The organism is Fervidobacterium sp. (genome assembly GCF_059913585.1).
The window spans coordinates 292,411-316,623 of sequence record NZ_DBOLZL010000014.1 but is presented as its reverse complement, the minus strand read 5'-3'; the positions used below and the strand labels follow the sequence as shown (position 1 = coordinate 316,623).

Here is a 24,213-nt window from a genome sequence, read left to right as displayed (position 1 = left end):
TGGAATGGATTCACTCATTAAATACCCTTAACCAAGTTTCAACCGCTTTCTCTTCCGAAAATTCTTTCTTGATTATATCTCTGTTTTTCTTACCAACCTTCTCATCAAAATCGAATATTTTCACACCAGGAGTTTCTAATATTTCTTTTACATTGTACACTTCTATTCCATATCTTTTGAAAAATTTCCAACTTGGTATTTCATCTCTTATGTACACTTTCTTTCCTAAGTAAAGAAGAGCTAATATATTTCCAAGTGCTTGTTGCCTATTATTGTTGAAAATAGCTACATCGACACTTGCAAGGATTTTAGCATACTCCTTGGGGTTAAGAAATTGTGTAAGTGGTATAAATTTTTCACCGAACAATTTTTGTCCTAAGGAATATACTTGATTTGCGTATTGAGTATCACCATATGATAGTGGGCAGACTATTTCAAAATCAATATCCTTGACCTTTGAAATGGCTTCCAGTGCTTCAAAATGGTTGTTTGTAGCGGTTGCTGAATTTCCCAGGAGAATTCGTATCTTTCTCGACTTGGCGACTTGCTCGCTGTTTTTATCATTCAATAATATTTCATCGAGCAGAGCATAGTCAACTGGATTTGGATAGAAAACATAGTAATAATTAGCATTCGTGATATAATGATTTTTCACAAATTCGTAATCTTCTTCTAAAAGAGAAGCTATTCCTTTGACATTTAAAAGTATATTGACCTTAAAGAATTCTGAGATCAGCTCTACGGGTGTATACTTTTTTTTCTTTAACCAAAAGGAGTATATATCACCGCCCCAAAGTATTACTATTGATTTTTTTAACAGACTTTCTTTGTTATAAATCCAGTTCAACCAGTTTACATCAAACAATGAATGTATAATAATTTTACTAACTTGGTTCGAAACCTCCAGAAGTGTTCTTTGGTCTTCTTGGGAGTTCAAATTAACATACTTGATTAGATGAGTTACGTGGTCAAGTTCTTCGGAAGTAGCGAAAGTGCTGGGAATATTTGGAAAAGTTGTTACGAAAATATGCTCACTTTCATCGAAATTTTGTTTTATAAATTTGTAGAACTTAACCAGATAAATCGAACCTGGATGTGTGGCAATGATATGCAATATCATTCTGTCAACCTCCGTATCAAGTGGTTTCTCTAAATTGAACTGAACATAGGTTTCCATTTTAATCAAGTTTAACCGAATGAACTTAACGATTATGTCCTATAAAATTTTTCTACAATACCTTACCAAATACCTAAGAAACAAAGTTCAAGAAATTTTTGCGTGAACATTTGTAGGCGGTTGTTTTTTGTTCTTAATAACCATGTTTCAACTAATAAGATATTAAAACCAATAGCTGAAACAATGGTATGAGCATATTCTTGAGTCATTTGGTGTGTGAATATATAAATCCCCGTTTTGTTTTTAGTGGTATAATATTTGGTGGTATTTATTTCAAGATGAATCGAGGTGAATTCCATGGGTTTGCTCGAAGTTTCAGGTCCTGTTATGACTGGTCCATCAAGTTCACATACGCTCGGTGCACTTAGAATTGCAAGGTTTGTGTATAAACTAATGGGGATTCCAGAAAGTGTTCTCTTTACTTTGCATGGTTCGTTTGCGTTAACTTACAAAGGTCACGGAACAGATAGAGCACTATTGGCTGGTATTATTGGACTAAAAGCGGATGACCCGAGAGTGAAGGATGCATACAAGTTGGCAAAAGATGTAGGTTTAAAATATGAATTTGAATTTGCAGACCTTGGGGATGTGCACCCTAATACTGTGTTGATTAAAGCTCATAAAGGAGATTTATACAATGAAGTTGAAGGTTCTTCCATCGGTGGCGGAGCGATTAGAATTACAAGAATCAATGGTGTGGATTGTTCGCTTGCTGGCGATTATCCTGCACTGGTTGTTGTTAATAAAGATAGACCAGGAGCTCTGAAGGGGATTTTGGATTGTATAAACGTGAATATTGCGAATGTTTACTTGCGCAGGGTAAATGCACTTGAGGGAATAGCTCTAACAATTATTGAGCTCGATGAAAATCCAAACGAAGAAGTTTTAGAATGTATCAAGACCTTGAAAAATGTTATCGAAGTGTATGCGGTAAGACTTGAAGAAGGTGAGATGATATGAAATTCTCAGAGCTAATTGAGATATGGCAAAACACGAATCTTGAGTTCAGTGAGATTATACTGGCTCAAGAAATGATAGAAACAGGTAGAGACCCGGAGAAAGTTAAGCAGGTGTTAAGTAATTTGTTAAAGGTTATGCTCGAGGAAGCTGAGAAGAATTTTGGTAAAAGATTCGAAACGCTTACAGGCCTGACAGGTGATAATGCCTATAAACTTGCGAATGCGAAACCAAAGATGATGAGCGAGTTTAATCATATAGCAACGGTTGTTGCACTTTCAATGGGTGAATCGAATGCATCGATGGGAAGGATTGTCGCTTGCCCGACGGCGGGTTCGTGCGGTGTTGTTCCGGGTGCTGCTTATGCACTTTGGAAGGTTGAAAAGGCAGATTTCAAAGATTTACTCAAAGCATTCATAGTTGCCTCTGGGATTGGGAATGTTGTTGCAAAGAGGGCAACGCTCTCAGGTGCTGCAGGTGGTTGTCAGGCGGAGATTGGAACAGCAACAGCAATGGCATCAGCGTTGTTGACCTATTATTATTCTAAAGACCCTATCAAAGTTGGACACGCAGCTGCTTTGGCTTTGAAAGCACTTATGGGGCTTGTATGTGACCCCGTTGGTGGATTTGTTGAGGTGCCATGTGTGAAAAGGAATGGTAATGCTGTAAATGTAGCTATTGCTTCATCGGAAATGGCATTAGCCGGAGTGGAGAGTGTTATACCGTTTGATGAGGTTGTTGAAGCGATGTACGAAGTTGGAAAATCGTTACCTGAATCGCTGAGAGAAACCGGGCTTGGTGGTATCGCTGCCACAAAAACTGCACAAGAAGTTGTTGAAAAGATACGAGAAAATTGGAAAGGGACGGAATAAAGAAAAAAAGAAAAATAGAAAAATGCGTTAAATGGTTTTTGAAATGCTTTGAATTTATTCCTAAATGTTTGTCTTTCTTGGGTATGGTTATTTTAAGAAGAATTGAGAAAAGTTGCGCTTAGGAGTAGAATAAAAGTATGGAATTTTTCAGTGTATGTTGGATGTTATTCGAAGGGGGTTAGATTATGGCAGAGGTGATTAGGGCTCCAAGGGGAACGAAGTTAACGTGTAAATCCTGGCAGACCGAGGCTGCAATGCGTATGCTTATGAATAACCTCGACCCTGAAGTTGCAAGGGACCCGGCAAATTTGATAGTATACGGTGGTAAAGGAAAAGCAGCGAGAAATTGGGAATGTTTCTACAAGATAGTCGAAGTGCTTAAGGAACTCGAAAATGATGAAACACTTATTGTTCAAAGTGGAAAACCTGTTGCCGTGTGGAAAACACATGAGTGGGCGCCACGTGTGCTCATTGCAAATTCCAACCTCGTTCCAAAATGGGCAACTTGGGAATATTTCAACGAACTTGAAGCACGCGGGCTCATCATGTACGGGCAAATGACCGCAGGTAGTTGGATTTATATAGGCACGCAGGGGATACTCCAAGGGACTTACGAAACGTTCTATGCGGTTGCTAAAAAATACTTTGGAGGAACGCTTAAAGGAAGGCTTGTATTGACAGCTGGGCTTGGTGAGATGGGTGGTGCTCAGCCACTTGCTGTAACAATGAACGATGGTGTGGTAATTGCCGTTGAAGTGGATAAACGAATGATAGATAGAAGACTCCAAACGGGATATCTTGATACGTGGACAGATAGCCTCGATGAAGCGTTGAAAATGGCAAAAGAAGCTATGAAAGAAGGTAGACCTCTGTCGATAGGTCTACTTGCTAATGCTGCTGACGTGCATCCTGAACTTGTAAGAAGAGGAATCATCCCCGACGTTGTCACAGACCAAACAGCTGCACACGACCCACTCAACGGATACGTTCCGGCAGGTATTTCTTTTGAAGAAGCACTTAAGTTGAGAAAAGAAAATCCACAAAAATACTTGGAGATGGTCTACGATAGTGTTGTTAAACATGTGAACGCTATTTTGGAAATGCAAAAACAAGGTGCGAAGGTCTTTGAGTATGGAAACAACATCAGAAGACTCGCTTTTGACCATGGTGTTAAGGATGCGTTCAATATTCCAGGATATGTGCCAGAATACATCAGAGACCTTTTCAGTGAAGGTAAAGGACCGTTCAGATGGGTTGCGCTGTCTGGAAATCCTGAGGATATCTACAAAACAGACCAGAAGGTGTTGGAACTTTTCGGAGAAGACGAACACTTGAGGAAATGGATAGAGATGGCTCAGAAGAAAGTAAAATGGCAAGGGCTTCCGGCACGAATTTGTTGGCTTGGTATGGGTCAAAGAGCTGAGATGGGACTTGCAATGAATGAGATGGTGAGAAAAGGCGAACTCGAAGCTCCCATTGTTATAGGTAGAGACCACCATGACACAGGTTCTGTTGCAAGTCCGTATAGGGAAACTGAGGCAATGAAAGATGGAAGTGATGCAATTGCCGACTGGCCCATTTTGAACGCTATGCTCAACGTGGCAAGTGGTGCTACATGGGTATCGTTCCACCATGGTGGTGGTGTTGGCATTGGTTATTCACTCCATGCCGGCGTTGTTATCGTTGCAGATGGAACTGACTTGGCAAGGCAGAAACTCGAAAGGGTGCTTACAAACGATGTGGGAATGGGTGTCGTAAGACACGCCGATGCGGGATACGAGATTGCAATCAGAACGGCGAAAAAACACGGAATCAGAATGCCTATGTTGAAAGATGAAGAAGGGAAGTAATTTTAGTTGATTTTAAGAAGGAAGGTTGAGAGAAAGCAATGTATGTAGGACCTGAGAGGTTTAAGAAATTAGAAAAAATAGATTTTGATACTTCTGAACTTGTCGAATTTTTGGAGAGTAAGAAAGAAAGGCTCGATGTTTACCACCGCCATGTGGCGGTGGTAAGTTGTCATCTTAACCATACTGAGCACTTTTCATCTTTTCCGTTTTATATAAACTTTATTGTTACACCTTCCAATGAAAAAATCGTTGGGATTTCGATTTCCTTACCGATGTCATTAACTCCCGCAATTTACAAAATGAACGAGCTTGCGAAAAAAGACGAATTCATCAAACTTTGCGGGGAGATTATAGGTAATTCGAATGAGCAGTGGGTTTGTCAATGTGGTATAATGAAATTGCCGTTAAAGACTAGGTTCATAGCGGTTGCTGGAAATGATGGGTTTTTGAACAAGGAAATGTTCAGTGAAAAGGTGTTTGGCACAGAATCGTTTTCTTTTGCGAAGCGTGTTGATGAAAAGGTTTTGGAATTTTTGGGAAAATACAAAGATGGCAAATACAAGATATGTAAAACCATAATAAACGATGAGGGGATAAATTTCTTTGTTGTTGATAAAAAGGTAACAGATGAGTTCCGTCCATTGTATTCGGAGGTTATTTCTTTGCTAAGGAAGAAATACAACCTTGCTCCTGCCAAGTATTATCCAATTTCAGAACGTGTCATTGGTTCGTTTACACTTGAGTTTGAAACGATTTTTTCTAATGCGCCGTTTGAAAGAGTTGATAGGCTACTGGAAGACTATGAGAAAATAAAATCTGATATCGCAAAGTATTTTTGAGCTTGCGATATGAATGGGGTTGAGTAAATGAGAGTAAAGCGAACGTTTTATCTAATTTTGGTTTTCTTAGTTATTTCAAACGTATTGTTAGCCGTTGATTTTCCAAAGCCCACACCATACAAATACATCAACGATTACGTTGGTGTGGTTGAACCTGAGTATGTTCAAAAGATAATCTCGGTGGGAAAAGAGCTTGAAGACAAAACCACAGCGCAGGTAACAGCAGTTGTTATTGACTCGCTCCAAGGAATGACAATTGAAGAGTATGCGGTTGAGCTTTTCAGAAGATGGGGAATAGGGCAGAAAGGAAAAGATAATGGTGTTTTATTGCTTGTTGCGATAAATGACAGGCAGATGCGTATAGAGGTAGGTTACGGACTTGAAGGTGCCATCCCGGATGGGAAGGCTGGACGGATTAGGGATGAGTATATCATTCCATACTTCAAGGAAGGCGATTATTCCAAAGGGATTTACTACGGATATTTGGCTCTTGTAAAAGAAGTTGCCAAAGAATACAACGTGGAACTGACGTTTGACGTAGATGCAGAGTTACCTAAAAGTTCTTCTGTGGATGTTGAGACGATAGCGATAATAATATTTATTGTGATTTTTATCATGTTAGCTTTGTCGAGGCGAGGGATATGGTACATTGGTCCGCGGGGTCCAATGGGACCGGGTGGATTCGGAGGATTCGGAGGGTCTGGTAGAAGCTCTGGTGGCGGATTTGGAGGTTTTGGCGGGGGCAGAAGTGGCGGTGGTGGTGCAAGCGGGAAGTGGTAAAAGTAGTGAGGTGTTAACAGTAGATGGAAAGTATTTACAAAGTTGAAAAAATAAACATACTCATATTGGAAGGTCTAGCAATATTCTTTGTTATGCTGGTTCATGCTGGAACCCCAAACTACATTTATGCGTTTTTCAGCTACGGACTAGGTTCTCTTGTGTTTGCAAGGGGATACCAGTGGAAAAAACGAGGGTTAAAAGACATAATTCTCTCTCGAATTTTACTTCTTCAAACTTATTATGTTGCCGGTTTCATTAATACAATTGTATTTTTACTTATCGCGCCCAGCAATGTAATGAATTATCCAAAACGCGTTTATTTGACAAATTTTCTTATAGGTAGAATGGACAAGTTAGACCAAGTAGCTGTAAACGCGATACCTGTGTGGTTCTTTCTGATGCTTTTTCTTGCAGAGATTTTATTCAATATCGTTGAAAAGAGTAGATTTTTATTATTTATTTCAATCTTAGGCTCTTTCGCATTCAGGATTTTCGCACACGAACCGCTACCTTTTAAAATCGATGCTGCAATTATTGCAATACCATTTTTCTGGATTGGTCGTGAATGGAAAAAGAGAAATCTTAGTGTTTCCATTGTGGATTTTATGCTTGCAACTGTTGGTTTGATTTTAATAAGTCAGGTCAATGGGCACATTTCCTGGAACAATCAATGGTTTGGAAAAAATGGAATAATTTCGTTCTTTGGAGAGATTTTGGCAATAATTATTATCGTGTTCCTCTCTGATTTGGTGAAGAAGATAAAGATTGATAAGTTCTTTTTAAGGTTATCCATGAACGCGCTTTTTGTAATTTCTTACCACATGTTACTTGGTAGTTTGATTTATGTTTTAATAAGTCTATTTGGAGTGGTCATCTCTGATGTGATGGGATTCTTAAACAAATTTTGGTATATTTATTTCTCACTCGACCTAATTTTAGTATACTTAACAATTAGTTATCTTCCCTCAAAAGTAAAGGCGCTGATGGTTGGTGATTTGAGGAGGATAATAGGAAAGTGATTTGTTCTGAGAAACCACTTGTTTCCATAGTTATTCCAGCGTATAACGTAGAAAAATTCATCCCGAAGACATTGGAGAGTGTGCTGGGGCAGACGTACGAAAATTTAGAAATAATAGTGGTAAACGATGGGTCAGTGGATAAAACAGGTGCTGTTGTGGAAAAGATATTGGGAAGTCAAAGCAGATTTCCATATAAAGTTATACACAAGAGAAATGAGGGTGTAAGTGTTGCAAGGAACGTAGGGATTGAAAATGCTAAGGGGAAGTATATAAAGTTCTTAGATGGGGATGATTGGCTTGTTCCAGATGCTATTGAGGTGTTGGTTGAAGCATGTGAAAGAAATGATTGCGAGATAGCCTTTGGTGGGCAGGATGTGGTAACTCCAAACGGAAAAGTTTTGTATAGGTATGATGAAACTTATGTTTACGAAGAGGGATTGAAAGACGCAAAGAAGATAACTAAAGATTTTCTCTTGAGCCGAACTCACATAAGCTTAAATTCTTCTATATTTCTTATGGATGTTATCGATACGAATCAACTAAGGTTCACGAAAGGGGCATTATTCGGAGAGGATAATGAATTTATTTCAAAATTTCTCAGTTTTTCATCTTTTGCTTATGTTTTAAACCGAGCTATTGCGTCAGCTGTATTTAGGTATAGCTCAACTACGAAACGGCCTACTTTAACTTGCTTTCACAATGTCGGTTCAATGAAACGGTTAAGAAGATTTTTCGAAATACGTAACGAATCTGAACTTGTTAAAATCTTAGATGAATTTGTCATTCCGAACGCTTTTGCGTGGACTATTGGCAATCTTGCTTTCAACGGATATCCATTTACAAAATGGATCAGGATTGGAAGATGTAGAAATATTCGCGAACAAGTGCTCAAAGTAAAGTACAGGCAGAACCCAACGAAAATGGGTAGGCAACTAAGTTTTATAAGAACGACCTATGAACTTTTTCCCGAATTAACATACATAATCCTTAGACTTGCAGGAATTATGTTTAAGTCGAAGTCAAGAGTTTGAACAAACGTTTAGTTGAAAGCAGGTGATTTTGATTGGCTGAGAAGAGATATTTGATAGCAACCGCGTGCAACAGAAAATACGAAGATTTTCTTTTGAACCATTGGTTTAGGTCGTTAAAAGACAATGTAGATTTATCGGAGATAGATGTACTAATTATGGATTATGGATTATCGGAAGATATAGTTCAAAAGCTTTCCGAACAAGGGGCTATTGTTAGGAAGGCATCAGAAAGAGAAGGATTGATAAATAATACCCGTTTTTTTGAACTTGCGGACTTTTTAGAGCAAGAAACCAATTACGAGAAAGTTGCAATTACGGATTCTGGTGACTTAATTTTTCAAGCCGACATTTCGGATTTGTTCGAAACTGACTGTAAAATTGCGGGTGTTGTCGAAGAGATCAGTCCTGCTATCGACATTTTAATCAAGCGAGGGTATATACCTAGTTACGATGAAATAACTAAGGTGCTCAAAGGCAAAAAACTTATCAATGTTGGTTTTTTGATAGGTTCTAGGGACTTCTTCTTGGAAGTGTCAAATGAAATGGCACGTTTGACTGAAGCCAGCAACATATGGGGTATCGATACCATTATACCTAATTACATTGCTTATAAAGAAGGGTTTTGCAGGCTTCACCCAAAGTACAATTTTATTCCGACCACAACGGTATTAAAGTATAAGATAAAGGATGGGAAGTTCTGGTTTTTGCATAAAGACCACTTAGAAATCATACCTGTAGTGCATAACGCCGGACGACATAGTATCTTAAGACCTGTGCAAAATTTCGGATACGGCGAGGGCAACAATCGTCCCAAGATTTTGACGATACTAATTCTTCGTGCTATTTATAAAGTGCTTCATTTTTTCCGATAGAAATAACATCGGGCAAAATTTTTGTTCTTTATCATTATTTTATCATTTAAACTCAAGCTGGAAAAACCGAATTAGTTCCTTTGTTATTTGAGCGGTATTGTTTTGAGAGACAGTGAATTCTCGCATCACAGCGCGCATCTCAAATTCGCTTACAGGGAAGTAGTCTTTGATCGTGGTCTTACCAAACAAATGAGTTGTCTTGAGATCAGGGTAGAGAACTGCAATCTTTGCTGAGGAGTTTGACAAAAGGTCTGTAATCCCACTGCGAATTGTCAAGACGTTTCCTGCAAAGTTGGCAAAGTGAATAGTGTCCAAAAGCGAGAAGCGTACGGGGATTAGTGGCATATCTGAGAGATAATCTGGGATGTCGTTAGCAAAGATAACCCAGTTATCGGCCATGGCAAATTCAACAATTTGTCGAAAAATGCTTCTAATTTCTTTTGTGTTTTTTACGGCTCTTGCAATTGGGAAGATATAAAGTTTTTTCTGATATCGTTCATATTTTCTCTTTAATTCAATTACATCTTTTGATGGTTTAGGAAGGTCAGGAATCAACCTAAACCTCATCTTTTTCTCAATCCCCATCTTCAAACGAAATACGTCCCAGAAGTTATACCCTTTAAAAAAAATTATTTTTTCACACAATCCAGGGCTGCAGATATTTAAACTTCCGGACTTTAAAGGTTGCAATTTTAGAGGGTGTGTTAGAGGAAGCCACGAAAAAAATTCTGCAAGTCTGCTTGATATTTCGCTTACTTCGTCTATACCTTTGAAACATAAAGCAAGTTGATGGAATTTGCTGGGGGTTATTAGGACTATTCTTTTTATATTATACCGCAATTTAACCTCTTCACTGAGGGAACAAAAAGCGTATACGTCACCAACATGTGGACTCACGATAACATATGCCTTGTCTGGGTCAAGTTTTTTTGGAATGAGCCTAAGCAGTTTTCCTAAGAGTGACAGCACATTGTTTCCTCCTTAATTGGTTTTCTTTATAGCTCGTCTATTTTTATAACTTCCAGGTCAAGTTCCGAATCCCTTTCTTTATTTATTGCATACGCTGTCAATAAGCCTGAAGGTTTAACGTCGTTGATAAGAATTCTCTCGCCTTGTGGCAAATCGAACAAAATAACGTTATATCTTATTCCATTCTCTTTTAAAAAATTCTCAGTAATTTCGCGATATTCTTCGCTTCTTGATGTAAGTATAATTATGAAGTCAGTTTCCGGTATTTTCTCAAATAGCTTTTTAACACCCGGTAGTAATGTATCACCCTCAGTTAAATATCCATTATGTTTTACAAGTGTTCCATCAAGGTCAAAAATCCAGACTTTTGGTAATATGGAGAGAGCGAGCTTAACTTTCACAATCCTTCACCTCTCAGTATTTTCCCTATAAATCCACCAGGATGATTAAGCTTAAATTCGTCGATTTGAATATCGAGCCTATCTAATAATTCCATAGCTATTGCTTGAAGTATAAAAAGATATCCAATTGAAGAATTGTTTGGAACAAGGTTCCATTTATCTCCTTCATGTTCAAGATACAGTATAACCTTTTTCTCACTCATTTTTGCAAGTATACTATTTTCATTATAAGTCATTATCCATATGTTCGCACCCTTTGCTTTTAAATGGTCATAAAGATATACTGATTCTTCTGTATTTCCACTTTTCGAGAGAAGCAATACGAGATCACCAGTTTTTACAATTCCAAGGTCTCCATGAACAGCGCTGTTCGTGTGAAGAAAATATGCAGGTATACCAAGAGAAATAAGCGTGCCAGTGAATTTTTCGCATATTGGCACGTTTTTTCCAAGAGCAGAAGTCACTATCTTCTTACCGTTTCTTATTGTTTCAACCATTTCCGTTATGAGCTTTTCTAATTTTACTTTGTCAATTCTTTCCACAATTCCTTTCAATGCTTCCAATTGTTTTTCAAGATGGTTCAACATTTACAACACCTCCGCAAGTTTTAGCGCACCGTTATAAAAGGCACCGCATATCATATCATAATCATCCCAAGCGTATGTAGTCAAAGATAACCATATTATTGCATGAAGTAATTTAATCTTTTCTGTCTTATTGATACCCACTATCTCGAAAAATAAAGGTTCAAAATTTTCGTAACCGTTTGATTCAATGTCAAGTTCTACGCTGTCCTGAAAAATTTTGAGCTCGAATCTTTTTCTATTGAATTTGTCGTAGTTCCCGACAAGGCTATAATAAACTTTTGCAAAATCATAATCGGGGTCACCGAATATCTTTGTATGACCGAAATACCCCCTGGGGTCTATAAAATAGACCTTACCATCATCAGTGACCATAGTGTTCGAGAAAGTTGGGTCACCATGGATTATGGCAAAAGGATTGTTAAAGAATTTCTCTAAAGCCTTTTTAACCTCCTCTTCTAAAAGAAACGGATTCGGGACTATTTTACCGTTTATGCAAAGCTCGGGCTTTTCTGAGTGCGGAATTATGTTTTTTACCTCATAAAGTCTTTCGAAGGTTTTTTGATAATACTCCCTATAGTAACTCATTTTGCATGGTGAGATTGTTTGATAACTATGCAGTTTAGAAAGGGCTTCCAGTATTTTAACGAGCACTTCGTGAGTAGGTTGTAACTCAAAAGGATGTTTGGCATTTAGCTTTTCAAGTTTCAAAGGTTTGTCAGACAAAACCGTGGGTATGTGTTCGTATTGGTATTTCGACACGTGATTGTACCAGGCAATCTCTAATTCTGCCAGTTCAAGTCCCTTTTTATCAATAGGCTCTTTCACAACCACATTATCTAGCACTGTTACTTTATTAAAAGGCCTTGAAACAGCCTCAGAAAGGAGTTTTTCGTATTCTTCTGTAGTTCCAAATTCCTTGACTCCTCTCAGAACTACTGTATCGAATACCAAATCTTTTCTTGTACTTAAATATCTAACGAATTCTCCATTATCTGGGACGTCTTTTATGAGTTCCTTATCCTGAAAGATGAAAAATCCGGCGACGCCATTGGTTATTGATGGCTCTTCTCGGAATTCCCCATTTTCGTAAGACCATCTACATGGAAATGTTCCTGATAGACCAACATAATTCTTGGGTTTTTCATCGTTTGGAAGTTTGAAATCATCTGTAAAATAAAGATCGCACCAGGTGATTATAAATGGTGTTCCTTGTGGTATGTAACTCAGTGCTTCTTGAAGTCCTGCGCACGTTCCTGAACCATGAGCTTTGACTAAAACATATTTTTCCTTTGCATATTTGCGAAGATAGTTCCTAAGAACTTCATATTTATAGTCGCCTATGATAATAAATTTTGAACCCGAGAACTTAGACATCGTATTCAAAAGAAGAGGAGTCCCGTTTACAGGGATCAATGCTTTTGGTTTATTGAAAGTGTACTTACCCAATCTGGTTCCTTTCCCGCCTGCTTGCACGATTATGTATTTGTATTCTACCATACATCGCTCACCTCGTCCTTGGGTATTTAGGCCTCCTTTTGAGATTATATTACCATTGACAACCCCAATCCTTATGGTAAAATATATCTTGCCTTGCTTGTTCAAGGCGTGTTGGGAGGTCGTCTAATGGCAGGACTGCGGACTCTGGATCCGCCAGTGGAGGTTCGAATCCTCCCCTCCCAGCCAAATTTGATACCATCATAAAGCTCCCGTACGGGAGCTTTTAAGTTTTTATGCTAGTTCTGTTAATAGGTCTTTGATACCGGTGACAACAAAGTTTTTCTCGAACTCAAGTTGTTCACCTGTCTCCATGTTTTTGACCAATACGATGTCCCTTTCAAGTTCGTTCTCACCAATAATTATACAAAGCTTTGCACCTGTTCTTGCAGCGTTTTTGAGTTGTGCACTCAGACCTCTTTCCATGATTTCAAGGTTTACTGCGATACCTTCCCTGCGAAGTTGCTGAGCAAGTTTCATCGCTTCTATTCTGACTTCTTCGCTTCCAAAGTGTGCAACATATACTTCATTTATCTTTATATCATCAACATGCACATTTTCGGCTTTTAATGCAAGTATCAGCCTTTCCATACCCGCAGCAAATCCTAATGCCGGAACATCTTTACCACCAATTTCTTTTATTAAATTGTCGTATCTGCCACCGCCGGCAATTGCGCTCATCGCACCAAGTTTGTGGTGGTGCACTTCAAATACAGTTCGGTTATAGTAATCAAGCCCTCTTACGAGTCTTGGGTCTTCTACATATTTTATCCCAAGAGCGTCGAGTAATTTTTTTAGTTCTTCATAATGTTTTCGTGCGTTTTCACCTATGTAGTCAATAAGTTTTGGGGCTTGTTTTGCGTATTCAACATCTACTTTACAATCGAGCAATCTCAATGGATTTCGTTCGTATCTTACTTTACAATCATCGCAAAGATGCTCCAGGTGTTGAGCATAATACTCTTTCAGTGCTTGTTTGTAACTTGCGCGGTCCTCTGTGTCTCCAAGTGTGTTTATATGTATCTCAAAATCCACAAGACCTATGTCCCTAAGAAATCTATCAACAAAGGCTATTAATTCCGCATCGGCAAGTGCAGATGGGCTTCCGAAGATTTCTGCACCAAATTGATGAAACTGTCTTTGTCTTCCAGATTGTGGACGCTCGTAGCGGAACATCGGACCGATGTAAAAATATTTTTGAGGAAAGCCTTGTGTAATCAAGCCATTTTCGACAAATGCGCGAACAACTGGAGCAGTTCCCTCCGGTCTTAGGGTGATGCTCCTGCCACCTTTGTCTTCAAATGTGTACATCTCTTTTTGGACGATGTCGGTATCTTGGCCAACGCTTCTGACGAATAGTTTTGTCTCCTCAAATATCGGGGTGCGAATTTCTGTAAATCCGTATACCAAGGAAATCTTTCTGGCTTTTTCTTCTATCCAATACCAATACTTCATCTCCTGACCGTATAAATCTTCCGTTCCTTTTATTTTTTGGTACACTTCCTTTCCACCTCCGAGATTCTGTTCTTTATCTCATTTTTTGCTTCCTCGTCAACTACTTTCCATTCTGGTCTGATGGGCAACTGGAGTACTGTTTTATAGATGTTCAGTGCATCACAAAATTGTCCTTTCTTTTCCAAAAGTTTCCCATACATCAAATAAGTGTAAATGTGTTCTGGGTTATTATCTAAAGCCTTTTTTAAATATTGCTCAGCGAGTGTGAGGTTTGGAAAAAGCGGAACTTCTAAGTTTCGAACACCTGCTAAAAAGAAAGGTTCCCATTCTTTGGGTCCATATTTCATAGCTTGGTTGAGATGATGGTCTATTTTTCCAACAAGTGTTATTGCAAGAAGATTGTTTTTTTGAACCCTGTGGGATAGCACAACTGCCATTGCGTAGTGAAATTTCCAAAATTCTGGATACTTTTTGAGCATTTCATCGGCTAGTTTGTAGGCTTTTTCGGAATAACTATAATCCACACCTGCCCAACTGTAAAGCTCGCTTAGGGCGATTATGTAATCAGCTTTTTCTATCAGCGTTAACTTTTCAAAATCTAAAGAGCCAAGGAACTGTATAAGTTCCTTGGCTTGCCTGTTGCCAATCATATACTGGATTTTGTAAGATATTTCACTCATTTGGTTGGTCTTGGGAAATGCAAAGCTAGAAGCTACAAAGAAAACGAATAAAATCGAAGTTTTAAGCGATTTGCTTATTCTCATCACCAGCTTATTCATCTATTCTCAGTGCCAATTTTCTTACCGCATAGGCAACTCCTGCTTCGTTATTGGATTTTGTGATGTATTTTGCATATTGCTTAACTTCACTATGCCCGTTTTCCATAACCACCGGATAACCCACCATCTTAAGAAGCCCAATGTCGTTGAAGCTGTCTCCCAAGTACATTGTTTCTTCTGGAACAACGTTAAAATATTCAAAAAGATAATTTATTGATAGTTCTTTTGAAGCATTTGGTCCGAAGACTTCGTAGAAAGTTTCTTGACCTATCGTGTTATTTTTTACAATACTTGTTGCATTTCTCAAACCGTCAATGGTTTCATTCAAAGCATGAATTATTCGCTCTTCATCTCCAACAAGTGCTACTTCGGCAACAGTGAGTTTGTTTTTTAAGTATTTTAACACATCATCGACAATATTCAACCTCCAGCGATTTTGATTCAGATAAAGGGAAAAACTACCGTCGTATGGTTGGTCTATGTACATATCTTTCTCTTCTAGGAAGTCTCTGTAGAGTATGTAGAAAATCTTATACTTTCTTGCCGTTTCAATAACCCTTTCGGCAATTTCTGTTTTGAGTTCGGACTTGTATATAACTTTGTCTTCCATCCACTGGTAAATAAACGCGCCGTTTTGGAAGATAACAGGAACATCAAGTCCTAATTCTTCGATGTATGGTTTGGCTGAGTAGAAATTCCGGCCTGTTGCAACACTTACGTGTATACCTTTTTCCATTGCTTTTTTTAGCGCTTCGATGTTTTCTTTTGGTATGTGCTTTTCATCGTTTAGAAGTGTCCCATCCAAGTCTGTGACTATGAGCTTTACCATCTCTCTAACCCCCGGCTTTTATGTTATCTTGAGACTATAACTTTACTTAGGTCACCCGCGATTATCTGGACACCTTTTGGTTTGCCATCGTTCTCTGTTATTTCTACCTTCTTACCTATGACGGAGGAATCTATCCTGAACGAAAGGTTAGAAATCTTAACTTCGTCCATTACAATGGAATTTTCGATTTCGCAGTTTTCAATCATTACCCCGTTACCTATCGATGTGTAAGGACCAATGTAAGCGTTTGAAATAGTGCAGTTATCCCCAATAATTACAGGTCCTCTTATAACACTATTGACCACTTCTGAATTCTTTCCAACACTTACTCTACCTTGTATAACCGATGAGGCTTCAACGGTGCCTTCAATTTTGAACTCTTCAATAATTTCATCCAAAATCTTGTGGTTTGCTTCTATAAGGTCTTCAGGTTTACCCGTGTCTTTCCACCAACCGTATATTATGTGCCCTTCAACAGTTCCTTTGTGTTGAATAAGCCAATCTATTGCATCTGTTATTTCAAGTTCCCCACGCCAAGAGGGTTTGATGTTGGCTATGCCTTCGAAAATGTCTTTTCTGAACAGATAAAGGCCAATGATTGCGAGGTTTGAAGGTGGTTCTTTGGGTTTCTCGATGGTTTTAATAATTTTGTTCCCCTCCATTACCGCTATACCAAAGCGTGATGGGTCTTGGACTGGAGAGAGCATAATCAAAGCACTGAGCTCTTTCTTTTCTTCGAATTCTTTTACGAAGGGTCTTATATCATCCATAATGAGGTTGTCACCAAGGTACATCATGAAATCTTCATCGCCTAGGAAATCTTTTGCCATGAGAACGGCGTGTGCCAAGCCTTTTGGTTCTTCTTGGAGGATGTAAGTTAGGTTAACCCCGTATTGCGAACCATCACCAAGTGCAGTTATGAAATCCTGTCTATTTTCTGGACTAACGATGATTCCTATCTCCTTAATCCCTGCGCTTTTGATTTTCTCGATAGTGTAGAGTATAACCGGTTTGTTTGCAACAGGAATAAGGTGTTTTGCCGTTGTGTAGGTAAGAGGTCTTAAACGTGTTCCTTTCCCTGCGCAAAGAATGATAGCTTTCACTCTTCTCACCCCTTATTAATAATTTTCAAAAGCTTTTAGCAAAACTATTATATAACAACAATACGGAATTTCAAACATCTTGCATCCAAAACACCAAAGCTTTTAAAGAGCATATCAAAGAATTCTTAAGAAAAAATGAGAAGCTCTCAGGTTAGTTTAAGATAAATCGTTTTTTGTATGCTCCACTTGGATGATGTAATTTGTTTCTTTCAAATAGGCATGTTAGTATTAATATGAAAAAAACAATTCAAGAATAATCTTTTCCTGGAGGGATTAAGATGACTAGTTCACAAGTTCTGAAACTGATTGAACAAGAGGGTATAAATTTCATAGACCTCAAGGTTGTTGACCTCTGGGGTAGATGGCGACATGTGACACTTGCAAGAACAAACTTTTCCGAAAAGACTTTCTTTGAAGGTGTCGGATTTGATGCATCGAATCTTGGATATGCCGAGGTCTTCAGCAGTGATATGGTTATTATTCCAGACCCGGAGACCGCATTTATCGAGGAATACGATGGTGAAAAGGTTCTTTCAATGATTTGTGATGTCTACGAAGTTGAAAATATGACACCATGCTCGCACGACCCGAGGACAATTTTGAAGAAAACTCTGGAGTCAATAAAAGATATCGCAGATGAGGTTTATCTGGGACCTGAATACGAATTTCACATCTTTGAAGATGTGAGATACGATGTGAAGTCCAACAGAGTCATGTTCGAAATTGATAGCTCAGAAGGTTTTTGGAAATCCAGTGAGACAGGGGAATATTTCATTGGTAGGAAAAAAGGTTACCACAGAATCCCACCATTTGATAGATTGATGGAGGTCAGAAATGCGATTGTAAAAAAGTTGCTTGAATACGGAGTGCCTGTTAAATACCATCATCACGAAGTTGGAACCTGCCAAGTAGAGATTGAATTAACACTTGTAGATGCTTTAAAAGCTGCAGATTACACTATGCTTGTCAAACACGTTGCAAGAATGGTTGCAAAACAGTACGGATACTTAGTAACATTCATGCCAAAACCTATGTTTGACGAAGCTGGTAATGGGATGCATGTGCATCAATTCTTGAAAAAGAACGGTAAGAACATATTCAACGGGGATAAACTTTACAACCTTTCCGACGAAGCTCTTTGGTATATCGGTGGTATGTTGAAAAACGCCCCTGCACTTATGGCTTTCACAAACCCATCAACGAACTCATACCGCAGATTGGTCCCAGGTTTTGAAGCACCAACGAACGCTGTCTTTGCGCTTGCAAATAGAACATCGGCTATTAGAATTCCCGCTTATGTGAAAGACCCAGAAAAACGAAGAATTGAGTTCAGAACCATAGATGCGACGTGTAACCCATACCTTGGTTTTGCAGCAATGATACTTGCCGGTGTCGATGGTATTAGGAAGAAGATAGACCCAACTTCTGAAGGTTTCGGACCATTTGAAGGAGATGTTTATGAAAAAGAACTTAAACCTCTTCCAAAATCGCTCGAAGAAAGCTGTATAGCATTGAAAAATAATCACGAATTCTTAACAACATTCCCGAAAGATTTAATTGAACACTGGATAAAAGCGAAATTATTCGAAGAAAGGCAAGTCAACTCCGTGCCACACCCAAAAGAATACGACTTGTATTTCGATGTGTAATCTGGTAGTCTATAATAGGAGTTGAAAACTCCAAAGTTACAGAGAAGCTTCCTCATACCAGTACCCCCACCCCCTTGGGCTAATAAGTGCCAAGGGGGTTAATTTTGATACACTACTTGACAAAAATCAGTAGTGATATATAATCAGTATTGATAATTATAGTGATTGGATAGCTGAGGAGGGGAATATGATTCATGAGAAGAAAATGCGCATGTCAACATCGTGGTGAAGGACATCATGGACATCATATATGTGAGCAAACAGGTTTTTCTGTTGGAGACTATCTTACGGCGGTTATTCTGAAAGAGCTCTCAAAGAAACCAATGCATGGTTACGAATTATACGAGAAAATATTGCAAGCGGAATATTATCCATTTAAACATGACCAAAGTGTCATTTATAGTTTACTAAGAAAGCTAAATGCTCATGGATTGGTGAGTTATTCACTCCAGGAAGGAAACGGTGGGCTGAGGAAGGTATACGAAATAACAGAAGAAGGGCTTAAATACTTGGAGCAGTTGGTGGAATATATATCAAGACTAAAGCAAGCGTTTGATTTGTTTTTGAATGCTTGAAAAATTCGACAAGCGAAAATCACACTTGAAGGAGGTGTTGGGGATGAAAATTGCGATTCCTACGGACGATGGAAAAACGGTGGCAAGTCACTTTGGCAGGGCTGAATATTTTATGCTAGTCGAACTTGAAGATGGAAAAGAAATATCCAGAAGACTTTCGGAAAATCTCCATGCGAGAGGACATGGTCATCATGGTCATCATGCTCATCATGACCATCACGAGCATCACGAACATCACGAAGGCTATGGACATGGTTGGCATCATGGTGAACTCGGCTATGGTGAAGGTCATCACCACGGGCATGAAGAGGTGTTTGCCTCAACAGGAGACATTCAAGCAGTTATTGCTGTTAGGATAGGACCACACATGTTTGAGGATTTGAAAGAGAGAGGTATAGAAATTTACTTGGTTCGACCGGGAACGAGTATTGATGAAGCAATTTCAAAACTTGCTACAGGAGCTCTGAAAAAAATAGAACCAAGAAAGTAAAAGGTGAGAAAATCTTTCCAACAAACCGGCGCTTTAAAGGCGTCGGTTTTATTGTTTATTATTGGTCATCGTTATGTTAAAATTAGTGTTGAAGAAAAATCTGTTCTTCCCGAGGGGTGATTAACTTTGCGAGTTTTCCTATTTTTGCAAGTGATTGCGCTTATTATCTTCGTATATACAATGTATTTTTTACCTTCAAATTTGTATTTCATCTCTGTCGTATCTGTGTTTGTCATAGTTAATACGGTTGGTTTGACTTATTATGTTTTCCGAACTTGGTGGAAGGAAATCCGAAATTCTGGACAATTAAGTAAGGTTCTTTACTTCGCGTTATTGGTTACTGCAATCGTCGCAGTGCTCTTTTTATTTTCAAACATATTTAGAATGTGGGTTTACAAATATACAGAAGATTCTCTTGTGAACTTTTCAAACTCGTTACTCGTCGTTTCCACCTTTCTTTTAGTCTCATTTGGTGTGTCTTATTTAACTTTGAAAAGAGAACTGGAAAAGCAGATTCAGGAATATGAAAAGCTAAGAACTGTCCAGCAAAAACTAAGCATCCAGGTTGTTAGATACAAAACAAACCCACATTTTCTTTTCAATTCGTTGAGCACAGCAATTTCGATGTTGGACTTGCAAGTGGAAAGAGAGAAGATTAGGGAATATTTGTCAAACCTCGCGGAGCTTTTCAGGGTTGTGTTGAATGCGCCCGAAGTCTGGACATTGAAAGATGAACTGGAACTTACCAAACGCTATCTTGAGATACAAAAAGTTAGAGTGGAAGGTCTTGAGTACGAAATTACTATGAGTCCAGCATGTGAGACAGTGAAAATTCCTTCTTTGGTTTTGCAGCCAATAGTAGAGAATTCTGTGGTTCATGGAATAGCGAAATCGAAAAACGGTGGGAAGATAAAATTAGAATGTATGAAAGTTAATGGGACTGTTACGATAAAGGTTCGTGATAATGGTAAAGGCGGGGAGAAGATAATTCCAGGAACAGGTTTAAAGCTTGTTCAAGAACTGATGAATGCATTTTCACGGAAAGTGGAACTATATTTTGAAACTTCCCCGGAAGTTGGAACGATTGTTACTCTTTCCTGGGAGGATGTTGGGTAACTTAGAAAAGTTCTTCAAGGGGGGAGTTTATGACCTGCGTTATTGTTGAAGATGAAAAACTTTTGGCAATGGTGTTGGAAAAAATGGTAAAAGAAGAAGGATTGGAAGTGCTTGGTATTGCTAAGGATGCAGAAGAAGCGATAAGAGTGATAAACGAGAAAAAACCTGAGATAGTTTTTCTTGATATAAACCTTGGGGAACACGACGGATTTTATGTGCTCCAACATATCAATCACAAACCATACGTCATATTTACAACAGCCTACTCGGAGTATGCGGTAAAGGCTTTTGAAGAAAATGCTGTAGATTATCTTTTAAAGCCAATAAAAAAGGAAAGGTTGCGTGAAGCTATTGAGAAGGTTAGAAAGTTGAGCACTTTTGAAAGAGCCAGTCTATTGGATAATTTACAAAGAGTAAAGGACTTAGCACAAAGATTAAAAGCTGACAAGTTCATTGTGGAAATCGGCGATGAAATAGTTTTTCTAAATGTTGACGAGATAATCTTTCTAACATCGGAAGAAGGCGAGACGATTGTCGTTACAAAAGACGGAAAGATGAAAACGAAGACGTCACTTAAAGATTGTGAGATTAAGTTGCCCTACGAAAAGTTTCTAAGAGTGCACAAGTCGTATATCGTTAATGTTGAGAAGATAAGAAAGATTATCCGAAATTATTTTGGTTCCTTAGCTCTTGAACTTTCAAATGGGGAGATTATCCCTGTGGGAAGACATTATAAAGACTCTATAAAAAAACTGCTCGAGTAATCGAGCAGTTTCTTGCTAAATTTCGGCGGTCTTATATATCCGATAAAAACTTTATCAATCCTTTCATTTTTCCATTATCCATAATGCTACCGGATAATATGAACACATTTCTCTTCTCATCTCTGGATATCGAAAAGAGCATACCGTATTCCGTGTCAACTGTCTTTTCAAAGATATTGACGAGATTTGAGTTTCTGTTGAATTCAAATACACCATACCAAGGAACTTTTTTCTCATAATCGTATTTGTAACCTGCGAAGTAAACAACATCATTCAAGTCTTGGTCTTGTGTTTGAGAATTACAAATCACAGAATGGATTCTCACATTTTCTCCGAACGTTTTTACGTACTCCACCTCTCCGTTTAGAGACGATTTTGCAATGAAGGCTTTCTCAGTTCCTAACTTTTCGGAATTTGGAGCGTTGGAGAATTCATAAACGTAACCTCCGACGAAAACACTTTCAGCTGTGACATATAAATCCATGGGCCAAAGGGTTTGAGAGTTTGTAAGGACTGTTTGCCAAAGTAGATTTCCGTTTATATCGTAGCTAACAACGTATCCATCGTAACGTGTCCCATCTGTAAATGAGTTACTCGACCCTGCAACGATTATTTGTTTGCTCTTCGCATCATAACCAACAGCGTAAGCTCTATCCCAACGCACTCCTCCAAAACTTCTGTCCCAAATGATTTTACCTTCATTTGAAAACGCAACAATCCAATAATCGTGCTCTCCAAAATTTTGAGTTACATCTCCACCTTTTGCGTAGTTGTCACCAACAAACACAAACTTATCTTCAACTTTTCTTATTTTGTAAGCCCTATCCCAGTCAGGTCCTCCAAAAGATTTATCCCAAACCACGTTCCCGTTTTCAGCAAGTCTGACGACATACGCATCGTATCTTCCTGAGACACCCAAACTTTTTGATGAAGTTGTTCCAAGAACCAAGAAACCATCGTCTAAAGAGATAACGTCGTATCCGAAATCATCACCATCTGCACCAAAAAGCTTAGTCCAGATAATTTCACCGGTTTCGTCTATTTTGACAAGCAATATCTGATATTTCTCATTTTCATCAGTTATTGTTGAACCAACTGCAACAAAGCCATCCTCAATGCTGATAACTTTTGATATTCTTGATTCCAAACCGATATCTATTATTATGTCTTTGTTATTTATAACGTCTTCCTTGCCGGAAGCACTTTTTGTCGAGGGTAAAAATAAGTAACTACGCGTGAAAATGAGTCCGAAGCTAAGCACCAAGATTCCAAGAGTTATAAAAAGTAAAATCGCCGAAACTAAAATTTTTGACTTTGAGTGTTTCTTTGTCTTCTGGGATCCTGAGACTGAAAATAGGGTTGAAGAGCTTGCTTTTTTTAAGTTTCTAATGAGTTGTAGTTTGCTCCGTTTGTTGAACTTTCTATTTTTCTGAAAACTCCTTAGTTTGTCCCTATCAAGTCTCAAATTTCTAAGCCCCTTTCCTTTGCTATTTCTTCGAGTAATTTTCTTTCTTTAGATGAGACTCTTTTCGGTATTAAGACTTTCACTTCTACTATGAGGTTTCCGCGTTTTCCTGTTCTTGAGTTTGGAATACCTTTTCCTTTAACGACAATACGTTCATTCGGTTGTGTGCCTGATGGTATCTCTACTGGAACACGTTCATTGTTTGGCAGATTTACATATACAGTTCCACCGAGTATGGCAGTGACGTAATCAACAGGGACAGTTATTATTATATCATCACCTTCACGTTTGTAATCACTTGTTTTTCTAACCCGAACATGGACATATAGATCACCGTAATCCCCACCGCTTGTTCCTGCGTTACCTTTCCTTGGAATTCTAATCACAGCTCCATCTTCTACACCAGCTGGTATGTTTACAACAGCGCTTGTTCTTTTCCTTACTCTTCCTGCACCTCTACAAACATGACAGGTTTCTCCCGGAACAGCACCACTACCACCGCAAACATCACAGGTGTATTGATTTATGAACACGCCAAACGGTGTTCTTCGTTCTTCACGGACCACGCCGGTTCCGTGACATTTTGAACACGTTACCCATCTACTACCGGGTTCTACTCCTTCTCCCTTACAATTGTCACAAACTTCGTATCGGTCGTACTCTACGGTGACATCTTTGCCTGTGAATACGTCGGCTTCCGAGATGGTTACCTCAAGATTTATATCCTCTCCTCTTTTTGCGTATCTTCTTCCAGTAGTTGTCCTTTGCGTTTGCGATGTGCTCGTTCTGTGACCTCCAAAGAATATGTTGAATATATCATCGTTCAGGAAATCTCTGAAGATGTCGCTTATGTCTTCAAAACCAAACCCACCGGTTCCTCTTGATGGTTCGTAAACATAACCACCTTCACCAACGTATCCAAATTTATCATACATCGCACGTTTTTGAGGGTCGCTTAAAACCTCGTATGCTTCTTGAATTTCTTTGAATTTCTGCTCTGCTTCTTTTTTCTTCTCACCAGTATGCCTATCAGGATGCCACTCTTTTACAAGCCTTTTATATGCTGCTTTTATTTCATCCTCAGAAGCATTTCTTGGCACACCGAGAATTTCATAGTAGTCTTTTCTCGCGGGCATAGCA

At 38.7% G+C, this 24,213-nt stretch carries 24 protein-coding genes and 1 tRNA gene; 14 read left to right on the top strand and 11 right to left on the bottom strand.

The window, feature by feature from the left end:
• Window positions 1-10: 10 nt before the first annotated feature.
• Window positions 11-1,120 carry a TDP-N-acetylfucosamine:lipid II N-acetylfucosaminyltransferase family protein gene (locus AC3M61_RS06190; RefSeq protein WP_500780001.1) on the bottom strand — a complete coding sequence of 370 codons (1,110 nt, stop codon included), beginning with the start codon at window positions 1,118-1,120 and terminating at the stop codon, window positions 11-13.
• Window positions 1,121-1,474: 354 nt separating this feature from the next.
• On the opposite strand from AC3M61_RS06190, the gene sdaAB reads away from it, so the two are divergent.
• The 8 genes from sdaAB to AC3M61_RS06150 all read left to right on the top strand — a co-directional run bounded on the left by sdaAB (window position 1,475) and on the right by AC3M61_RS06150 (window position 9,397).
• Window positions 1,475-2,137, top strand: coding sequence for an L-serine ammonia-lyase, iron-sulfur-dependent subunit beta (gene sdaAB / locus AC3M61_RS06185; RefSeq protein WP_500780000.1), 663 nt, complete (start codon window positions 1,475-1,477; stop codon window positions 2,135-2,137).
• Window positions 2,134-3,006: an L-serine ammonia-lyase, iron-sulfur-dependent, subunit alpha gene (gene sdaAA, locus AC3M61_RS06180; RefSeq protein ID WP_500779999.1), complete on the top strand. Its 873-nt coding sequence runs from the start codon at window positions 2,134-2,136 to the stop codon at window positions 3,004-3,006. Before sdaAB ends, sdaAA begins: the two co-directional genes overlap by 4 nt.
• 185 nt (window positions 3,007-3,191) lie before the next feature.
• Window positions 3,192-4,856: a urocanate hydratase gene (gene hutU, locus AC3M61_RS06175; RefSeq protein ID WP_500779998.1), complete on the top strand. Its 1,665-nt coding sequence runs from the start codon at window positions 3,192-3,194 to the stop codon at window positions 4,854-4,856.
• A gap of 38 nt (window positions 4,857-4,894) precedes the next feature.
• Window positions 4,895-5,695, top strand: coding sequence for a DUF4895 domain-containing protein (locus AC3M61_RS06170; RefSeq protein ID WP_500779997.1), 801 nt, complete (start codon window positions 4,895-4,897; stop codon window positions 5,693-5,695).
• Between the two features lie 27 nt (window positions 5,696-5,722).
• Window positions 5,723-6,475: a TPM domain-containing protein gene (locus tag AC3M61_RS06165; RefSeq protein WP_500779996.1), complete on the top strand. Its 753-nt coding sequence runs from the start codon at window positions 5,723-5,725 to the stop codon at window positions 6,473-6,475.
• A gap of 23 nt (window positions 6,476-6,498) precedes the next feature.
• A complete protein-coding gene (locus AC3M61_RS06160) occupies window positions 6,499-7,494 on the top strand; it encodes a hypothetical protein (protein WP_500779995.1) in 996 nt (331 codons plus the stop codon).
• Complete coding sequence (locus AC3M61_RS06155; protein WP_500779994.1) at window positions 7,491-8,525, top strand: glycosyltransferase family 2 protein; 1,035 nt, start codon at window positions 7,491-7,493, stop codon at window positions 8,523-8,525. The genes AC3M61_RS06160 and AC3M61_RS06155 overlap by 4 nt, the downstream gene beginning before the upstream one ends.
• A gap of 32 nt (window positions 8,526-8,557) precedes the next feature.
• Entirely contained in the window at window positions 8,558-9,397 is an 840-nt protein-coding gene (locus tag AC3M61_RS06150) for a glycosyltransferase family protein (protein ID WP_500779993.1), read from the top strand.
• 42 nt (window positions 9,398-9,439) lie between these two features.
• Here the strand turns inward: AC3M61_RS06150 and AC3M61_RS06145 are convergent, their stop codons facing one another.
• From AC3M61_RS06145 to AC3M61_RS06130, 4 genes are read right to left on the bottom strand one after another with little or no spacing between them, the layout of a single operon-like run.
• Window positions 9,440-10,366, bottom strand: a complete 927-nt coding sequence (locus AC3M61_RS06145; protein WP_500779992.1) for a hypothetical protein — start codon at window positions 10,364-10,366, stop codon at window positions 9,440-9,442.
• A 26-nt stretch (window positions 10,367-10,392) separates the two neighbouring features.
• Window positions 10,393-10,767: a hypothetical protein gene (locus AC3M61_RS06140; protein WP_500779991.1), complete on the bottom strand. Its 375-nt coding sequence runs from the start codon at window positions 10,765-10,767 to the stop codon at window positions 10,393-10,395.
• Window positions 10,764-11,354 (bottom strand): SIS domain-containing protein, encoded by a 591-nt coding sequence (locus AC3M61_RS06135; protein WP_500779990.1) that lies wholly within the window; start codon window positions 11,352-11,354, stop codon window positions 10,764-10,766. The genes AC3M61_RS06140 and AC3M61_RS06135 overlap by 4 nt, the downstream gene beginning before the upstream one ends.
• Window positions 11,355-12,851, bottom strand: coding sequence for an NTP transferase domain-containing protein (locus tag AC3M61_RS06130; protein ID WP_500779989.1), 1,497 nt, complete (start codon window positions 12,849-12,851; stop codon window positions 11,355-11,357). It lies immediately after the preceding gene.
• Between the two features lie 112 nt (window positions 12,852-12,963).
• Between AC3M61_RS06130 and AC3M61_RS06125 the strand changes: the two genes are divergently transcribed.
• A tRNA-Gln gene (locus tag AC3M61_RS06125) sits at window positions 12,964-13,037 on the top strand.
• A 45-nt stretch (window positions 13,038-13,082) separates the two neighbouring features.
• Here AC3M61_RS06125 and hisS read toward each other — a convergent pair.
• The 4 genes from hisS to AC3M61_RS06105 are packed head-to-tail and all read right to left on the bottom strand — an operon-like array spanning window position 13,083 to window position 17,014.
• Complete coding sequence (gene hisS, locus AC3M61_RS06120) at window positions 13,083-14,348, bottom strand: histidine--tRNA ligase (protein WP_500779988.1); 1,266 nt, start codon at window positions 14,346-14,348, stop codon at window positions 13,083-13,085.
• Window positions 14,333-15,067, bottom strand: a complete 735-nt coding sequence (locus AC3M61_RS06115) for a tetratricopeptide repeat protein (RefSeq protein WP_500779987.1) — start codon at window positions 15,065-15,067, stop codon at window positions 14,333-14,335. Before AC3M61_RS06115 ends, hisS begins: the two co-directional genes overlap by 16 nt.
• Window positions 15,068-15,074: 7 nt before the next feature.
• On the bottom strand, window positions 15,075-15,911 hold the full coding sequence (locus AC3M61_RS06110; protein WP_500779986.1) for an HAD family hydrolase: 837 nt from the start codon (window positions 15,909-15,911) through the stop codon (window positions 15,075-15,077).
• A 23-nt stretch (window positions 15,912-15,934) separates the two neighbouring features.
• Entirely contained in the window at window positions 15,935-17,014 is a 1,080-nt protein-coding gene (locus AC3M61_RS06105) for a glucose-1-phosphate thymidylyltransferase (protein ID WP_500779985.1), read from the bottom strand.
• A 278-nt stretch (window positions 17,015-17,292) separates the two neighbouring features.
• Between AC3M61_RS06105 and glnA the strand changes: the two genes are divergently transcribed.
• From glnA to AC3M61_RS06080, 5 genes are all read left to right on the top strand, one after another.
• Complete coding sequence (gene glnA / locus AC3M61_RS06100; protein ID WP_500779984.1) at window positions 17,293-18,663, top strand: type I glutamate--ammonia ligase; 1,371 nt, start codon at window positions 17,293-17,295, stop codon at window positions 18,661-18,663.
• 194 nt (window positions 18,664-18,857) lie between these two features.
• On the top strand, window positions 18,858-19,238 hold the full coding sequence (locus AC3M61_RS06095) for a PadR family transcriptional regulator (RefSeq protein WP_500779983.1): 381 nt from the start codon (window positions 18,858-18,860) through the stop codon (window positions 19,236-19,238).
• Window positions 19,239-19,281: 43 nt separating this feature from the next.
• Complete coding sequence (locus AC3M61_RS06090; protein WP_500779982.1) at window positions 19,282-19,728, top strand: NifB/NifX family molybdenum-iron cluster-binding protein; 447 nt, start codon at window positions 19,282-19,284, stop codon at window positions 19,726-19,728.
• A gap of 126 nt (window positions 19,729-19,854) precedes the next feature.
• A complete protein-coding gene (locus tag AC3M61_RS06085; protein WP_500779981.1) occupies window positions 19,855-20,844 on the top strand; it encodes a sensor histidine kinase in 990 nt (329 codons plus the stop codon).
• Between the two features lie 29 nt (window positions 20,845-20,873).
• Window positions 20,874-21,608 carry a LytR/AlgR family response regulator transcription factor gene (locus tag AC3M61_RS06080; RefSeq protein ID WP_500779980.1) on the top strand — a complete coding sequence of 245 codons (735 nt, stop codon included), beginning with the start codon at window positions 20,874-20,876 and terminating at the stop codon, window positions 21,606-21,608.
• A 31-nt stretch (window positions 21,609-21,639) separates the two neighbouring features.
• On the opposite strand, the gene AC3M61_RS06075 is transcribed toward AC3M61_RS06080, so the two are convergent.
• Together AC3M61_RS06075 and dnaJ are read right to left on the bottom strand one after the other, a co-directional pair.
• Window positions 21,640-23,073: a hypothetical protein gene (locus AC3M61_RS06075; protein ID WP_500779979.1), complete on the bottom strand. Its 1,434-nt coding sequence runs from the start codon at window positions 23,071-23,073 to the stop codon at window positions 21,640-21,642.
• Entirely contained in the window at window positions 23,070-24,209 is a 1,140-nt protein-coding gene (gene dnaJ, locus AC3M61_RS06070; RefSeq protein ID WP_500779978.1) for a molecular chaperone DnaJ, read from the bottom strand. Before dnaJ ends, AC3M61_RS06075 begins: the two co-directional genes overlap by 4 nt.
• Between the last annotated feature and the right edge of the window lie 4 nt (window positions 24,210-24,213).

Bases quoted from the DNA above. Each gene is read 5' to 3' on its own strand.
- AC3M61_RS06190 (WP_500780001.1), bottom strand. From the start codon at position 1,120: ATGATATTGCATATCATTGCCACACATCCAGGTTCGATTTATCTGGTT.
- sdaAB (WP_500780000.1), top strand. From the start codon at position 1,475: ATGGGTTTGCTCGAAGTTTCAGGTCCTGTTATGACTGGTCCATCAAGT.
- sdaAA (WP_500779999.1), top strand. From the start codon at position 2,134: ATGAAATTCTCAGAGCTAATTGAGATATGGCAAAACACGAATCTTGAG.
- hutU (WP_500779998.1), top strand. From the start codon at position 3,192: ATGGCAGAGGTGATTAGGGCTCCAAGGGGAACGAAGTTAACGTGTAAA.
- AC3M61_RS06170 (WP_500779997.1), top strand. From the start codon at position 4,895: ATGTATGTAGGACCTGAGAGGTTTAAGAAATTAGAAAAAATAGATTTT.
- AC3M61_RS06165 (WP_500779996.1), top strand. From the start codon at position 5,723: ATGAGAGTAAAGCGAACGTTTTATCTAATTTTGGTTTTCTTAGTTATT.
- AC3M61_RS06160 (WP_500779995.1), top strand. From the start codon at position 6,499: ATGGAAAGTATTTACAAAGTTGAAAAAATAAACATACTCATATTGGAA.
- AC3M61_RS06135 (WP_500779990.1), bottom strand. From the start codon at position 11,354: ATGTTGAACCATCTTGAAAAACAATTGGAAGCATTGAAAGGAATTGTG.
- AC3M61_RS06130 (WP_500779989.1), bottom strand. From the start codon at position 12,851: ATGGTAGAATACAAATACATAATCGTGCAAGCAGGCGGGAAAGGAACC.
- AC3M61_RS06115 (WP_500779987.1), bottom strand. From the start codon at position 15,067: ATGAGAATAAGCAAATCGCTTAAAACTTCGATTTTATTCGTTTTCTTT.
- AC3M61_RS06110 (WP_500779986.1), bottom strand. From the start codon at position 15,911: ATGGTAAAGCTCATAGTCACAGACTTGGATGGGACACTTCTAAACGAT.
- glnA (WP_500779984.1), top strand. From the start codon at position 17,293: ATGACTAGTTCACAAGTTCTGAAACTGATTGAACAAGAGGGTATAAAT.
- AC3M61_RS06095 (WP_500779983.1), top strand. From the start codon at position 18,858: ATGAGAAGAAAATGCGCATGTCAACATCGTGGTGAAGGACATCATGGA.
- AC3M61_RS06090 (WP_500779982.1), top strand. From the start codon at position 19,282: ATGAAAATTGCGATTCCTACGGACGATGGAAAAACGGTGGCAAGTCAC.
- AC3M61_RS06080 (WP_500779980.1), top strand. From the start codon at position 20,874: ATGACCTGCGTTATTGTTGAAGATGAAAAACTTTTGGCAATGGTGTTG.
- dnaJ (WP_500779978.1), bottom strand. From the start codon at position 24,209: ATGCCCGCGAGAAAAGACTACTATGAAATTCTCGGTGTGCCAAGAAAT.